Source organism: Micromonospora sp. D93 (assembly GCF_018070365.1).
GTDB lineage: Bacteria > Actinomycetota > Actinomycetes > Mycobacteriales > Micromonosporaceae > Micromonospora > Micromonospora ureilytica.
Window position 1 is genome coordinate 314609 of record NZ_JAGPXW010000003.1, and the last position, 15580, is coordinate 330188.

Annotated in this window: 10 protein-coding genes; 1 reads left to right on the forward strand and 9 read right to left on the reverse strand. The window is 68.7% G+C overall.

All coding sequences use genetic code 11. The features are described from left to right. Positions 1-22: 22 nt before the first annotated feature. Together KBX71_RS05840 and KBX71_RS05845 are read right to left on the reverse strand one after the other, a co-directional pair. Complete coding sequence (locus tag KBX71_RS05840; protein ID WP_210816939.1) at positions 23-1006, reverse strand: PD40 domain-containing protein; 984 nt, start codon at positions 1004-1006, stop codon at positions 23-25. Continuing rightward, positions 1003-2283 (reverse strand): MFS transporter, encoded by a 1281-nt coding sequence (locus KBX71_RS05845; RefSeq protein ID WP_307846972.1) that lies wholly within the window; start codon positions 2281-2283, stop codon positions 1003-1005. Before KBX71_RS05845 ends, KBX71_RS05840 begins: the two co-directional genes overlap by 4 nt. A gap of 220 nt (positions 2284-2503) precedes the next feature. Here KBX71_RS05845 and KBX71_RS05850 point away from each other — a divergent pair, with 220 nt between their 5' ends. Further along, the gene (locus KBX71_RS05850) at positions 2504-3883 is read left to right on the forward strand and encodes a DNRLRE domain-containing protein (protein WP_210816942.1); all 1380 of its coding nucleotides are present in this window, start codon (positions 2504-2506) and stop codon (positions 3881-3883) included. A gap of 58 nt (positions 3884-3941) precedes the next feature. Here KBX71_RS05850 and mmsB read toward each other — a convergent pair whose 3' ends face one another. The 7 genes from mmsB to araA form a co-directional block, all read right to left on the reverse strand. Further along, the gene (gene mmsB, locus KBX71_RS05855) at positions 3942-5192 is read right to left on the reverse strand and encodes a multiple monosaccharide ABC transporter permease (protein WP_210816943.1); all 1251 of its coding nucleotides are present in this window, start codon (positions 5190-5192) and stop codon (positions 3942-3944) included. Continuing rightward, positions 5189-6727 (reverse strand): multiple monosaccharide ABC transporter ATP-binding protein, encoded by a 1539-nt coding sequence (gene mmsA / locus KBX71_RS05860; protein WP_210816946.1) that lies wholly within the window; start codon positions 6725-6727, stop codon positions 5189-5191. Before mmsA ends, mmsB begins: the two co-directional genes overlap by 4 nt. 83 nt (positions 6728-6810) lie before the next feature. Further along, positions 6811-7953, reverse strand: coding sequence for a multiple monosaccharide ABC transporter substrate-binding protein (gene chvE, locus KBX71_RS05865; RefSeq protein WP_307846973.1), 1143 nt, complete (start codon positions 7951-7953; stop codon positions 6811-6813). 312 nt (positions 7954-8265) lie between these two features. After that, positions 8266-9885, reverse strand: a complete 1620-nt coding sequence (locus KBX71_RS05870) for a glycoside hydrolase family 27 protein (RefSeq protein WP_210817037.1) — start codon at positions 9883-9885, stop codon at positions 8266-8268. 336 nt (positions 9886-10221) lie between these two features. After that, on the reverse strand, positions 10222-11208 hold the full coding sequence (locus KBX71_RS05875; RefSeq protein ID WP_210816948.1) for a LacI family DNA-binding transcriptional regulator: 987 nt from the start codon (positions 11206-11208) through the stop codon (positions 10222-10224). A 412-nt stretch (positions 11209-11620) separates the two neighbouring features. Further along, entirely contained in the window at positions 11621-13726 is a 2106-nt protein-coding gene (locus KBX71_RS05880) for an RICIN domain-containing protein (RefSeq protein WP_210816951.1), read from the reverse strand. 338 nt (positions 13727-14064) lie between these two features. Then, a complete protein-coding gene (gene araA / locus KBX71_RS05885) occupies positions 14065-15567 on the reverse strand; it encodes an L-arabinose isomerase (RefSeq protein ID WP_210816952.1) in 1503 nt (500 codons plus the stop codon). Positions 15568-15580 lie beyond the last annotated feature (13 nt).

Consider the following 15580-nt stretch of genomic DNA (forward strand, 5'->3'; position numbering starts at 1 on the left):
GCCGGACCCGAGGGCCGGGCTGTCAGGTGAGCGGTGACGGCGACTCGGCGCCGGGGATCACCAGCGCCGGCGTGCCGGACCCGTCCGCCGGAACGCTCCAGACGTCGGGCTGGCCGTCGTCCCGGCGCAGCGTGTAGGCCAGCTTTCCGCCGTCCAGCCACGCGGCCTGGTCATCGACGCTGCGGACCTCGGCGGTCGCGCTGACCCGCATGCTCGACAGGTCGAGGACCGACAGCCGCCAACCCTTCGCCGGGTCGGCGTCGACCGCCTCCTTGAACGCGAGCCGGGCGCCGTCCGGTGACAGTGACGGGCACTCGACGTTCTCCTTCAGCGTCTCGACCGTACGGGCGGCGAGGTCGCCCCGGACGAGGTACCTCTTCCCCCGGGTCGACATGGTCGCGTAGAAGCGGTTGTCGTCGGCGGTGAAGGTGACGCCCCAGTAGTTGACGTCCGGGTTGCGGTAACCCCGGCCGTCCCGGGTGATGGCGAACCCTTCGAGCGAGGCCACCGTGGCGCCGGTGCGCGTGTCGAGGATCCCGGTGCGGGTGGAGAAGCCACCGGAGGTGTACGAGTCACCACCGACGAACGTGGTCCAGGAGACCATCCGGCCGGAGGCCGAGACCCGGGCCCGGTTCGGCAGACCCGGCACACTGACCGCCCGGGTCTCGCGCAGCGTCGCGTCGAGCACGACAACCTGGTACGACCACGCGGTCTCCGGCTTCAGGCAGACCCCGGTGCCGGCCGCGGCGTACACCCGAAGGCATTCCAGGCCGGCGACGGTACGCGGCCCGGCGGGGTCGGTCGCCGCGACGGTGGAGACGTGCCGGTCGGTGATCGCCAGCAGGCGCGGCCCGGGGGCCAGGGTGACCGCCTGCTCGCCGCCGGCCGGCGGCGGCGTCCGGGGAGCCTCCGCGGCCGTGGCGGTGTAGCCGGCCGCCACGGCGCCCAACAGCACGGCCGAGGCGACCACCACGCCGAGCTTCGCTCGGGTCGACATCGCGGTCATCGGGGCACCCTCCGGGTGGTGAGTCGGGACGGGGAGGCCAGCAGGAGCAGCGTGCCGACCAGGACACCGGCGACGGCCAGGGCCGCCGCGCGGATCGCGTTCTCCGGCCCCCACGCCTGCCAGGCCAGACCGAACAGCACGGAGGAGACGAGGTACGCGAGGGCCTGCCCGGTCTGCACCAGCGCGATTCCGGTGGTCCGCAGGCGCGCCGGCAGCACCGGGCCGGCGAGCGCGATGAGCACACCGTCGGTGGCCGCGTAGAAGGCCCCGTACAGCGTCAGCGCCAGGGCGATCAGCGGCCAACCGTCGACCGGGCCGGCCAGCAACAGGTACGTCGCCCCGAGGGCGGTGTAGCCGCCGATCACCACGGGCAGGCGACCGATCCGGTCGGCGAGTACGCCGAGCGGGGCGGCGAGCACCAGGTAGGCCAGGCTGGTCCCCACCGCGAGCAGCGGGAACCAGCGCAGACCGAGGTCCAGCCGGCGTTGCAGCAGCAGGTAGACGAAGCCGTCGCCGACGGTGGCCAGCCCGAGCATCGTGGCGGCCAGCACCAGCCGCCGGGCCGGCCCACCGCGCAGCAGACCGAACGCTTCGCGGACGGAGACCTTCGGGTCGTTCGACCCGTCCGCCGCCTCGCCGGCTGGTCGTTCCCGGACGAAGAGCACGAGCACCACGACGGCCAGGGCCGCGACGCAGAAGCTGGTGACGAAGACCGCGTCGTACGACTGCCCGACGACCAGCAGGACCGCGAACGCGGCGAGTGGCCCGAGGAACGCGCCGACGCTGTCCATCGCCCGGTGTACCCCGAACGCCCGACCCAGCGCCTCGGGCGGCGTGGAGAGCGTGATCAGCGCGTCGCGCGGGGCGCTTCGCACCCCCTTGCCGAGCCGGTCGACGGCGATGACGGCGCCGATCGCCGGTATCGACCGGCCGGCGAGCAGCAGGCCGAGTTTCGCGACCGCCGAGAGCGCGTACCCGACGCCGGCGATCAGCTTGCGCCGCCGGAACCGGTCGGCGGCGAAACCACCGACGACCCGCAGCAGCGCGGTGGCGCCAGTGTGGACGCCGTCCAGCACGCCGAAGGCCACCGGGCTGAGGTGCAGGCCCAGCACCAGGTAGAGCGGCAGGACCGCGGCCACCATCTCGGCCGACACGTCGGTGATCAGACTGACCGTGCCGAGCGCGACGACGTTTCCGCTGACCATCGCGAACCGGCGACGTCGAGGCCCCGACCCGGGTTCATCGGCGACCGGTCGGGAGACGGTCGACAGGTACACGAGCATCTCCTCGGATCGACGGCTGCCGGGCAGCCATCGTCCGCACTCAGTGGAGAGCCCACAACGGACCGCGCGTGGCATCCGGGCGATGGGCGGATGAACGGGCCCCCAACAGCGAGGTGTTCGCCTGCCGGGACGCACTGTTCATCCGCCCGTCGCCCGTCGGCTCATCGACCTTCCTACATTCCTTGCGCTCTACCCACGAGGTAAGGAGTCCTGGATGGACATTCGATTCCCCCGTCCGTCGGTGACGCTGGGGGTGGTCACGGTGGTCGTCGCCGCGACCGCCGCAGTCGTCGTGACCGGCGCTGGCGCGGCGTCGGCGGCGAGCGTGACCTTCACGCCGGTCGCCGACACCTACGTCCAGAGCGACACGGCCGCCACCAACTACGGCACGTCCACGCAGGTAGTGGTCGACAACTCGCCAGTTCGGCGCTCGTTCCTGCGCTTCACAGTGAGCGGCGTCAGCGGCACGGTGACCACCGCCAAGCTGCGGCTGCGCACGATCAGCGGCAACAGCGGCAGCGACGCCGGTGGCACGTTCCGCCGGATGTCCAACACGACCTGGTCGGAGACCGGCACCACCTGGAACAACCAGCCGACCATCGACGGGGCCACGCTCGGCACGATCGGCGCGGTCAGCGGCAACACCTGGTACGAGGTCGACGTCACGGCCGCGGTCACCGGCAACGGCACGTACAGCTTCGGTGCCACCTCGGCCAGCGGTGACGGCGCCTACTACGACACCCGCGAGAGCGGCGCGGACGCTCCGCAGTTGGTGGTCACCACCGGGACCACCACGCCACCGACGTCGGGCGACCCGGTGTTCGTCGGCGCCGGCGACATCGCCGACTCGGGCTCCGGCGACAGCGCCACCGCGACACTGCTCGACAACACCCCGGGAACGGTCTTCACCACCGGCGACAACGTCTACGACAGCGGGACGGCGTCGCAGTTCAACAGCTACTACGAGCCCACCTGGGGCCGGCACAAGTCCCGTACCCGCCCGTCGCCGGGCAACCACGACTACAACACGTCGGGCGCGACCGGCTACTACAACTACTTCGGTACGTCCGCCGGCCCGAGCGGTCGCGGCTACTACTCGTTCGACCTCGGCAACTGGCACATCGTGTCGCTGAACTCGAACATCAGCATGTCGGCCGGCTCGACGCAGGAGCAGTGGCTGCGCGCGGACCTGGCCGCCAGCAGCAGGCCGTGCACGCTCGCGTACTGGCACCACCCGTTGTTCACGTCCAGCTCCAACCACGCGCCGTCGACGTCGACGCGTCCGCTGTACCAGGCCCTGTACGACTACAACGCCGACGTCGTGGTGTGGGGGCACAACCACGTGTACGAGCGGTTTGCGCCGATGAACCCGGCCGGTGGCGCCGACTCCAGCCGGGGCATGCGCAGCTTCGTCGCCGGAATGGGAGGCGCGGGGCACTACGGCTTCGGCACCATCCAGCCCAACAGCGAGGCGCGCAACAGCTCGGCGTGGGGCCTGCTGAAGTTCACCCTGCACTCCAACAGCTACGACTGGCAGTTCCTGCCGGTGGCCGGCCAGACCTACACCGACACCGGCACCGCCACCTGCCACTGACAGACGTGTGCCCCCTGCCCGAGTCCCGGGCAGGGGGCACGTTCGTACCGTCGGAGCGTCAGCGGGCGGTGCCGGCGCGACGCTTGTTGTAGACGTCGAAGGCGACCGCGACGAGCAGGACGAGGCCCTTCACCACCGACTGGGTCGACTGGTCGATGCCCATCAGCTGCATGCCGTTGCTCATCACCGCCATGATCAGACCACCGACCATCGCGCCCACCACGGTGCCCACGCCGCCGGTGACGGCCGCGCCGCCGATGAAGGCCGCGGCGATCGCGTCCAGCTCGAACATGTTGCCGGCGGCCGGCTGAGCGCCGTTGGACCGCGACGAGTAGATGACGCCGGCCACCGCCGCCAGGAAGCCCATGTTGACGAACATCCAGAAGTTGACGGTGCGGACCTTCACCCCGGACAGCGCCGCCGCCGACAGGTTGCCACCGATCGCGTAGACCTGGCGACCGAAGACGGTACGCCGGGTGAGCAGGCCGTAGACCAGCACCAGGAACGCCAGGATGATCAGCACGATCGGCAGCCCTCGGGCGTGCGCCAGCTGCCAGGCGAAGTACATGAGGACCGCACCGACCAGCACGACCCGGGCGACGAACAGCGGGAACGACTCGACGGGCTGCTGGTAGCGGATACGCGCCACGCGGGTGCGGAAGCCGCTGACCGCGTAGCCGGCCACAGCGATGGCGCCGATCAGCAGCGTGAAGGCGTCGAAGCCGTTACCACCGAGCAGGCCGTTGAGGAAGCCCGCCGCGACCTGCTGGTACTCGGACGGGAACGGCGACAGCGAGATGTTGTCGAGCACCCGCAGGGTGAGACCCCGGAACAGGAGCATGCCGGCCAGGGTCACGATGAAGGCCGGAATGCCGGCGTACGCCACCCAGAACCCGTGCCAGGCGCCGACCGCGAGGCCGACGGCCAGCGCGGCCACGATGCCGATCCACCAGGGATGGCCCTGCTGGATCACCAGGACGGCGGAGACCGCCCCGGTGAGCGCGACGATCGATCCGACCGACAGGTCGATGTGCCCGCCGATGATCAGGATGACCATCCCGATCGCGAGGACCAGGATGTACGAGTACTGGAGGACGATGTTGGTGATGTTGCCGGGGCTCAGCAACACCCCGTCGGTCAGGACCGCGAAGAGCGCGACGATGACGACCAGGGCGACGTAGATCCCGCTCTGCCGCAGGTTGTTCAACACCAGCGCCCGCAGGTCGCTCGTCCCGCTGTGCAGGGCGGCGGTGGGCGTGCTGTCCGGCGGCGTGGGGCGCTCCGTCGAAGGGGTCTTGATGCTTGTCATCCGACGAGCTCCTTGTCCTTGGTCATCAGCTCCATGAGGCTCTCCTGAGTCGCCTCGGCCACCGGCATCTCGCCGGTGATCCGGCCGGCGGCGAGGGTGTAGATGCGGTCGCACATTCCGAGCAGCTCCGGCAGCTCGGAGGAGATGACGATCACCGCCTTACCGGCGGCCACCAGCCGGTTGATGATCGTGTAAATCTCGTACTTGGCGCCGACGTCGATCCCGCGGGTGGGTTCGTCGAGGATCAGCACGTCCGGGTCGGTGAACAGCCACTTCGACAGCACGACCTTCTGCTGGTTGCCGCCGGAGAGCTTGCCGACCACCGCCATGACGCTCGGCGTCCGGATGTTCATCTCCTTGCGGCTCGTCTCGGCAACCTTGATCTCCTCGTTGCCGTTCACCCAGCCCATGCGGGACAGCCGGTCCAACGCGGCGGCGGACACGTTGCGCCGCACGTCGTCGATGAGGTTGAGGCCGTAGCGCTTGCGGTCCTCGGTGACGTAGGCGATGCCGTTGTCGATCGCCTCGGCGACGGTACGGGCCTGCACCTCCCGCCCGTTGACGAAGAGTCGGCCCCGGATGTCGCGCCCGTAGGACCGACCGAACACGCTCATGGCCAGCTCGGTCCGCCCGGCCCCCATGAGGCCCGCGATGCCGACGACCTCTCCGGCGCGTACGGACAGGCCGACGCCCTCGACGACCATCCGGTCCTGGACCGGGTGCCGCACCGTCCAGTCCTCGATGCGGAGGACCTCGTCGCCGGGGGACGACTCGCGGTCGGGGTAGAAGCTGTCCAGGTCGCGCCCGACCATGCCCCGGATGATCCGCTGCTGGGTCACGTCGTCGGACTTCATGTCGAGAGTCTCCACCGCGCGCCCGTCACGGATGACGGTGGTCGAGTCGGCGATGGCGGTGATCTCGTTGAGCTTGTGCGAGATCATGATGCAGGTGATGCCCTGCTCCTTGAGGGCCCGCAACAGGCCGAGCAGGTGCGCCGAGTCGATGTCGTTGAGCGCGGCGGTCGGCTCGTCCAGGATGAGCAGGCGCACCTTCTTCGACAGCGCCTTGGCGATCTCCACCAGCTGCTGCTTGCCGACACCGAGCTGGATGACCGGGGTGAGCGGGTTCTCGTGCAGCCCGACGGACGCCAGCAGCTTCGCCGCTTCGGCGTTGGCGAGGTTCCAGTCGATGAGCCCGCTGCGGCCGCGTCGCTCGTTGCCGAGGAAGATGTTCTCGGCGATCGACAGGTACGGCACCAGTGCGAGCTCCTGGTGGATGATGACGATGCCGTTGGCCTCGCTGTCGCGGATGCCACGGAACTGCATCGGCTTGCCGTCGAAGAGGATCTCGCCGTCGTACGAGCCGGACGGGTGGACGCCGGACAGCACCTTCATCAGGGTGGACTTGCCGGCGCCGTTCTCACCGCAGATGGCGTGGATCTCACCCCGGCGCACTGCGAGGGTGACGTCCTCCAGCGCGGTCACGCCGGGGAAGGTCTTGGTGATGCGACGCATCTCGAGGATGGTGTCGTCCATGGTCACTGTCCTCCGTCAGGTCTGGACGTGGTACGCGCCCAGGCGTCGGGCCCGGCGGATGACCGCCGGGCCCGACGAGTGGCTTACTTCTTGGCCTGACCGGCGGCGACCTCTTCCGCCGTCCAGTAGCCGGAGTCGATCAGCGTCGCCTTGATGTCGTCCTTGTAGACGGTCGCGATCGGCAGCAGGTACGCCGGGACGACCTTGACGCCGTTGTTGTACGTCTCGGTGTCGTTGGCCTGCGGCTGCTTCTTCTGCAGGAACGCCTCGGCGGCGTTCACGGCCTGCTCGGCGAGCAGGCGGGTGTCCTTGAAGACCGTGGAGCTCTGCACGCCGTCGTTGATCAGCTTGATCGAGGCGATCTCCGCGTCCTGGCCGGTCACGACCGGGAGCTTCTTCGCGCCCTTGCCGTAGCCGGCGTTCTGCAGGGCGGTGATGATGCCGCGGGAGATGCCGTCGTACGGCGAGAGCACCCCGTCGACCTTCGAGCCGTCGTTGTAGGCCGAGGTCAGCAGGTTCTCCATCCGCTTCTGCGCGGTCTCCTGCTGCCACCGCAGGATGGCGACCTGCTCGGGGGTGGTCTGCTTGGACTTGACGATCAGCGTGCCGTTCTCGATGAACGGCTTCAGGGTGTCCATCGCACCGCCGAAGAAGTACTGGGTGTTGTTGTCATCCAGTGATCCGGCGAAGAGCTCGACGTTCAGCGGCCCCTTGGCGGTGCCCTTCGAGCCGTCCTTGTTCAGCAGGCCGAGTCCGACGAGCAGCGCGGTGCCCTGGGCGACGCCAACCTTGTAGTTGTCGAAGCTGACGTAGAAGTCGACGTCCTTGCTGCCGCGGATCAGCCGGTCATAGGAGATGACCGGGATCTTCGCGGCCGCGGCGGCCTGCAGCTGGCTGTTCAGCGCGGTGCCGTCGATCGCCGCCACAATCAGGACATCCGCACCCTGAGTGATCATCTGGTCGACTTGCTGCGACTGCGTGGGGATGTCGTCGCCGGCGTACTGGAGGTCGACCTTGTAGCCCTTGGCCTCAAGCTTCGACTTCACCGCGTTGCCGTCGGCGATCCACCGCTCCGAGGTCTGGGTCGGCATCGACACGCCGATGGTCAGCTCACTGGGCTTCTCGTCGCCGGTCTTGTCACCGCTGCCCGCACCCCCGCCGCTGCACGCCGCCATACTCAGCGCGAGTGCCGCGCCGCCGAGAGCAACCAGGAATTTCCTGCCCACGGGCTTCTCCTCTCTGGACTCCCCCGCCGACTGCCGGGGCCAACTGTCATCTTTCGGGTAGTGTTAGCGCTCACATAGATTGCGTCAACACCTGATCCGAAATACCGGTGTCACGGTCTCGTAACGGAGCATCCACGCGAGCGTAGCCATCTGGCCGATCCGCCGGAAGGGCAGGACGCGGCAACTCAGCGTGGTCACCCGCAGCACCCTACAGACCGATGCCCGCGGACGACGTCTGTCGTCCGCGGGCATCGGCACCACCGCCGGATCAGGTGGGTCGCCGCGACCTCGGGGGCCGGCCGACCCGATCGGCTACCGCTGCGACCACCGCTGGTTCGCCGCACCGGTGCAGGTCCAGAGGATCACCGTGGTGCCGTTGGCCGTGGCGTTGGCGTTGACGTCCAGGCAGAGCCCCGACTGCGCGCCACTGATCGTGCCGTTGGCGTTGACCGTCCACTGCTGGTTGGTCCCGCCGTTGCAGTCCCAGATCTGCACCTTGGCGCCGGCCGTGGCGTTCGGCGGCGCGTCCAGGCACTTGCCGAGGGCCTGCAGGGTCTGGCCGCTGCTGGTCCAGCGCTGGTTGGCGGCGCCGTTGCAGTCCCAGATGACCGGCTGCGTGCCGTTCGTCGTGTTGCTGTTCGGCACGTCAAGGCAGCGGCCGGAGGCGGCGCTGGCGTACGCGCTCGACGTGGTCGGCGGCGGCGTCGTCGGAGGAGTCGTCCCGCCACCGCTGACCCGGTAGACCACCGTGCCGTGCGCGGGGACGCTGGCGCTGATGGTCCCGCTGCTGGAGCTGGTGCCACCGGTCCACGCGTCCACCAGCGTGAACGAGGAGCCGGACTTGCCGACGGCCGCGGCCGTGGTCGAGATCGTCGTCGTCGAGCCACCCTGGTTGAAGAGGGCCACGGCGACGTCACCGTTGGCCAGCCGCTTGGCCAACACCCGACGCGTGCCGTCGAACGACACCTGCGCCCCCTGCAACCCGAGCGAGTCCTGGTTGATCGCGATCAGGTTGGCGTTCTTGAGGATGGTCTGCGTCGCGGAGTTCATGTTCCGTACGTCGTTGCCGGCGATCAGCGGAGACGCCATGATCGCCCACATCGCGAAGTGGCTGCGCATCTCCGTGTCGTTCATGCCGCCGCGACCGATCTCCATCATGTCCGGGTCGTTGAAGCCTCCCGGCCTCGCGTAGGACGCCATCGGGACTGTCACGTTGATGATGTTCTGGATGCCCATCGGGTAGCCGTTGCTCTGCCCGGTGTCCCACGCGTTGGTGATGTCCTCGGTGGTTCGCCACATGTTCGCCACGTCGCCCCAGTTGCGCTGCGGGCCGGTCTTGGCGTGGATGCTGTTGGAGTTGATGCTGTAGACGATCGGTCGGCCGGTGGCGGCCAGCGCGTCACGCATCTTGGCGAAGGTCGTCACCTGGTCGCTGATGCTGCCCTCCGGCGAGCACCAGTCGTACTTGAGGAAGTCGACACCCCAGGCGGCGAACTGGCGCGCGTCCTGCACCTCGTGGCCACGGCTGCCGGTCGCTCCGGGGTAGGCGCCGAAGTACTGCGCGCAGGTCTTGTCGACAGGCACCTGGTAGATGCCGAACTTCAGGTTCCGGGCGTGCAGGTAGTCGCCGAGCGCCTTCATTCCGCTGGGGAACCGGCTGGGGTCGCCCTGGATGTTGCCGGAGCTGTCCCGGTTCGGGTTGAACCAGCAGTCGTCGACAACTACGTAGTTGTAGCCCAGGTCCCGCATGCCGCTGCTGACGATCGCATCGGCCGCCTGCCGGATCAGCCCCTCGTTGATGTTGCAGCCGAACGAGTTCCACGAATTCCAACCCATGGGGGGAGTGCGCGCCACGCCGTTGTCCAGTGCCTGCGCCGTCGGGGCGCGAAAGCCGACCAGGGCGCCGGCGAGCAGTATTCCGGCCGCCAGCATGCTCCCCCAGCGACGACCTCGGGTAATGCGGTTCATCGAGCCTCCTTGTTGGTGGCGCCCGCCGGTGACTACGATCCCTGGTCGGTGCGCCGATAGTTGGACGCCAATTTTTGTTAGCGTTAACAGAGACGCACATCATGTTACGGCGACATTTCACGAGGTTCAATACCTTGCCGTAGCCGTATCGTTTGACATCGATTGACTACACTACGCAACCCATCGAGTCACGTCTTATCGACGCGGAAGCCGAAAATTGGCGCAGGCTGGCGCGGACCCGCACACGCGTTGCCCACCGGGGCGGGGAGCGGCGGGGGCGAACTCCAGTTGGTCCGGCCGTCAGCGACGAGGTGGGGCGACGCTGTCGCGGGCGACCAGAGCCGGGGCGATGGTCTGCCGCAGCGCCCCGCCGGTGCCCGACTCGATCTGGGACAGCAGCATCTGCAGGCTCGCCCGCGCCACCGCGTCGAAGTCCGGTCGGACGGTGGTCAGCGGCGGAATGAAGTATGCCGCCTCCGGCACGTCGTCGAAGCCGACCACGCTGATCTCGTCCGGCACCCGTCGGCCGAACTCGTGCAGCGCCCGCAACACGCCCAGCGCCAGATGGTCGTTGGCGGTGAAGACGGCGGTGACCTCCGGCATCCGCGCCAACATCTGCCCGCACCGGTAACCCGACGCCGCGGACCAGTCCCCCGGCATCGGCGGCGGCGGATCCAGCCCGGCGGCCAGCAACGCCTGCCGCCAGCCGTCGATCCGGCCGACGCTGTCGAACCAGTCGGTCGGCCCCGAGACGTGCCAGACGGTGCGGTGCCCGGCGTCGAGCAGATGTTGCGTCGCCGCCCGGGCGCCCGCCACCTGGTCGACAGTCACCAGCGGCACCGGCCGGCTCGGGTCACCGTCGACCGTGACCAGCGGGACATCCTTGGGCAGGTGCTCCAGCGCCTCACCGGCCGACTCGACCGGGGCGATGACCACGATGCCCGCGACCCGGTGCGACAGGTGCCGCTCGACGGCCGCCGAGATGGAGCGGTGGTCGAGGTTTCGCACGCTGCCGACACTGACCGCGAAACCCTCTTCGGCGGCGGTCTGCTCCAACGCGGCCAGCAGCGACGCCGGACCGTAGAGCGTCGTGTTCTGCGCGACCACACCGATGACCTGTGATCGACCGGTCACCAGGGCGCGTGCCGCGCCGTTGGGGCGGTAGCCGAGTTCGGCGATCGCCGCGCGTACCCGAAGCCGGGTCTGCTCACGGACGTTGGGGTGCCCGTTGAGCACCCGTGACACCGTCTGATGGGAGACGCCGGCGAGACGAGCAACGTCCGTCATCGCGGGACCGTGGACGGCCATTTCGCTCCCCCCGCTACATCTCCGGCCCGCGGCCCGTCGACGTCGACTGGAGCGGCCCGGCCCGATCCCCCTCGCTCAGTCACCACGCCGGTGCTGAATCCCAGGTGACCAGCGCTGGATCGCCGACAGTCTACGCCAGCGACGGTGCTGAACACGGTACGGCTGCGCGTGGACTGTATGAGGCGCCGAAGCCGTTCAACGTCGCGCACCACCCGGAGTACGCAGCCAACCGGTGCGGGTACGGCCGCGACGTGGCACGCCGGCCTGCCCTCGCTCGTGGACGGAGCGTGGAGCAGGCCGGCGAGGACCTAACGCGGTGGCGCGGACTCGACATGCCGTCAGGCACGCGTTGTCAGCGCCACCGGTCAGACCGGTAGTCGTGTGACTGGTGTCACGGGGTGGTGAGGTCGAACCGCCGCACGGTGACCGCGCCACCGAGCGACTGCGTCGCGTGATTGAAGATGGCGAATCGGTAACCCATGAAGAACTGCCAGTTGTTCGCCAGCGTCAGGGCGTTGCCGAACGAGGTGAAGTTGACCCCGTCGGTGCTGTACGAGAACCGGGCCTGCCGGCCGGAGCCGGGTCTGATGTCGGCGTTGGCGCGCAACCAGATCCGGCCACCGGAGACGGCGGTGCTCGCCACCTCGCTGCCGGTGCTTGTGGTGTTCCAACTGCCGTCCATCGTCAGGCCGTTCTGCATGACCAGACGTGTGGACCCGTTGTCCCGTCGGACTCCGATCCAGGCCGACGAGTTGCGCAGCACCGCCAGGCCGGTGCGATCACCGTCGCGCATCGTGGAGTAGTCCAGCTCGATGGTCGCGGTCGAGGTGGGGCCCTGGATCCGGTGGGTCAACGTGTTGCGCGCCTTGTACAGGTCGCCGGTGACGGTGGCGGTCTGCAGGTTCAGCCCGTTGTTGACCGACCACTTGCTGTTGTCGGGGTTGTGGTTCCACTCCCACTGCGGGCCGAGTGTGGTGCCGGCGAACGTGTCGCTGCCGGTGAGCGGCTTGACCGCCCGGGGCGGCGCGGGCAGGTTCGGCTTCGGGTAGGAGCTGCCCCACGTGCCGTTGACCGTCTGCAGCACGGGCCAGCCGTCGCCGGTCCAGGTGATCGGGGCCAGGGCCGGCATCCGACCACCGGGGTACGCGTCGACGAAGGACATGTAGTACCAGTCGCCGTTCTGGGTCTGCACCAGCCCACCCTGGTGCGGCACGCCGCCGCCAGAGATCGGACCGGGCAGGTTGAGCAGCACCTGACGCTGCTCGTACGGGCCGAACGGGCCGTTCGTCGACTTCAGCACGTACTGGCCGTTGGCCGGGCGGGTGAGCCAGATGTAGTAGGCGCCGTTGCGCTTGTAGAAGCGGGCACCCTCAAGCGTCCCGATGCTCGACGGCGTCTGGTACACCTGCTGGGCGCGGACCTGGGACTTTCCGTCCGCGGACAGCTGCGCCACGCTGATGGTGCCGTTGCCGTACGCCACGTACATGGTGTCGTTGTCGTCGATCAGCATCCCCGCGTCGTAGTAGCAGTTGGGGATGGTGGTGTGCTTGCTCCAGGTGCTGTCGACGGCCGACGCGGTGTAGATGTGGGTCTGCGCGAAGTCGATGCAGCCGGCCCAGTAGTACGTCTTGTTGCTCGGCCGATAGTTCAACGTCGACGCCCAGATCCCGTCGACGTACGCGTTACCGCCGCTCATGTCGTACTTCGACCCGAAATCGAGCTTGGGCACGGAGTGGCCGGCGAACTCCCAGTTGACCAGGTCGTACGAGCGCAGGACCGGCGCGCCCGGCGAGTAGTGCATGGTGGACGCCGACATGTAGTAGGCGTTGTCCACGCGGATGATGTCGACGTCGGCGAAGTCCTGCCAGATCGCCGGGTTCGAGTACGTGCCGTTGGACGGGGGTGGCGTCGTGGGGTCGCTGCCGCCCACCTGGACGAGTTGCCACTGCTGGTTGGTGCCGCCCCAGTCGGCGTACTGCACGACGTTCCCACCATCAGCGGTGGACGCGCCCTGCACCTCGACGGCCTTGTTGCTGTTGCGATTGATCAACCGCACATAGCCACCATCGGAGTCAGCCAACCGGAACTGCTGGTTCGTCCCATTGAGGTCCGCCCACTGCACGATCGCCCCACCGTCAGCGGTCGAGAAACCACTGACGTCGAGCACCTTGCCCGAGTGCCGCGACTTGACCCGGTAATAACCACCACCAGAGTCCACGAACTGCCACTGCTGATTCACCCCGTTGTTACGCGTCCACTGACTGATCCGCGCCCCATCGTTGGTAGCCGACGCATACAGATCCAACGCCTTACCACTGTTCCGGTTCACCAACACGTAGGAGGCGTTGGTGTCGACCGTCGCCGCTGACGCGGCGGTCGGCGCGACAGCCGCCAGGGCGCCGCCGATCACCACCGCGACTGCGGCGGCGACGAGCCGCGACAGCCGACCACGCCCCCGCGCTGGTGTTGTCCAGGGAACCCGACCGATGGCAACCATGATCCTCCTTATGCGTTCCGAACGGCCCGGGTCGTCATCCGCGGCACTGGGCGGTGTGCCGAGCTGGCCTGATCGCAGAATGTGATCGTTAACATCACTCTTCGTGGTCCATGCCACTGAGCTACCGAACACGGGAAGAGAGATGATCGCGGCCGGGCCAGCCACAGACATCGACCGTCTTGGTTATAGACTGTGAGCGATAACACGGCCTTAGTCAAGACGTAACCCAATCGGCTCGCGGCCGTGCTAGCGGACACGCAAACGGGTGGCCCGCCCCTGCCCGAGGGATGTCAGGCAGGGACGGACCACCCGTCCGAGGCGCGGCCGAGCCGCGCGAATCAGAAGCCGCGGGCCAGCCGGTAGTACGCCTGGTTCCAGCGCAGCTCGTCGGCGAAGCGGCGGGGCTCCGTGGCGGCGTCGATGACGACGAGTTCGGTACGGCTCATCTCCGCCAGGTCGTGCAGCTCCTCCACGCCCACCGCCTGCGACAGCACCGTGTGGTGCGGGGCGCCCGCGGTGATCCACGCCTCGGCCGAGACCGGCAGGTCGGGGCGCGGACGCCAGACGGCACGGGCAACCGGCAACCGGCGCAGCGGTTGCGGCGGGGCCACCACGTCGATCTCGTTGGCCACCAGCCGGAAACGCTCCCCCATGTCGGACAGCCCGAGCACCACGGCCGGGCCGGGTGCGGCGTCGAACACCAGCCGGACCGGGTCCTCCCGGCCACCGATGCTCAGCGGGTGGATCTCCACGTTGGGCACGTCGGAGGCGATGGTCGGGCAGACCTCCAGCATGTGGGCGCCGAGGACCAACTCGTTGCCCGGGGTGAGGTCGTAGGTGTAGTCCTCCATGAACGACGTGCCGCCGCTCACGCCCACCGACATCGCCTTGAGGGTGCGGACCAGGACCGAGGTCTTCCAGTCGCCCTCGCCGCCGAAGCCGTAGCCGTCCGCCATCAGCCGCTGCACGGCGATGCCCGGCAGCTGACGCAGCCCCCCGAGGTCCTCGAAGTTCGTCGTGAAGGCCCGGAACCCACCCGCGTCCAGGAAGGCGCGCATGCCCAGCTCCAGGCGTGCGGCGTACCGCAGCGAGTCGTGCTGCTCGCCGCCGGGCAGCAGCTCGCCGACGATGCGGTAGGTGTCCTCGTACTCCTTGACCAGGTCGGCCACCTGCGCGTCGGTGACCTCGCCGACCACCTCGACCAGGTCGTTGACGCCATAGGTGTTGACCGAGACCCCGAACCGCAGCTCGGCCTCGACCTTGTCGCCCTCGGTCACCGCGACGTCGCGCATGTTGTCACCGAAACGGGCCAGGCGCAGCGACCGCATCGCCGACCAGCCCAGCGCGGCGCGCGCCCACGCCCCGACCCGGGTGGTCACCCGCGGGTCACTGACGTGCCCGGCCACCGTCTTACGGGCCACACCGAGACGCGTCTGGATGTACCCGAACTCGCGGTCGCCGTGGGCGGCCTGGTTCAGGTTCATGAAGTCCATGTCGATGTCGTTCCACGGCAGCAGAACGTTGGCCTGGGTGTGCAGGTGCAGCAGCGGTGTCTGCAACGCGTCCAGACCGGAGATCCACATCTTGGCCGGCGAGAACGTGTGCATCCAGGCGATGACCCCGACGGCACCCTGAGCGGCCGCGTCCCGGCAGACCTGCAGGATCTCACCGCTGTTGGTCAGGACGGGCTTCCAGACCACGCGGGCGGGAATCTGCGGCGAGTCGTCGAGCGCGGCCGCGATCTGGCGGGACTGCTCGGCCACCTGGCGGAGCGTCTCCTCGCCGTACATGCCTTGGCTGCCGGTGAGGAACCAGATCTCGGGTTCTGTGTGTGGTGCCATGGGGTTGCCTTCC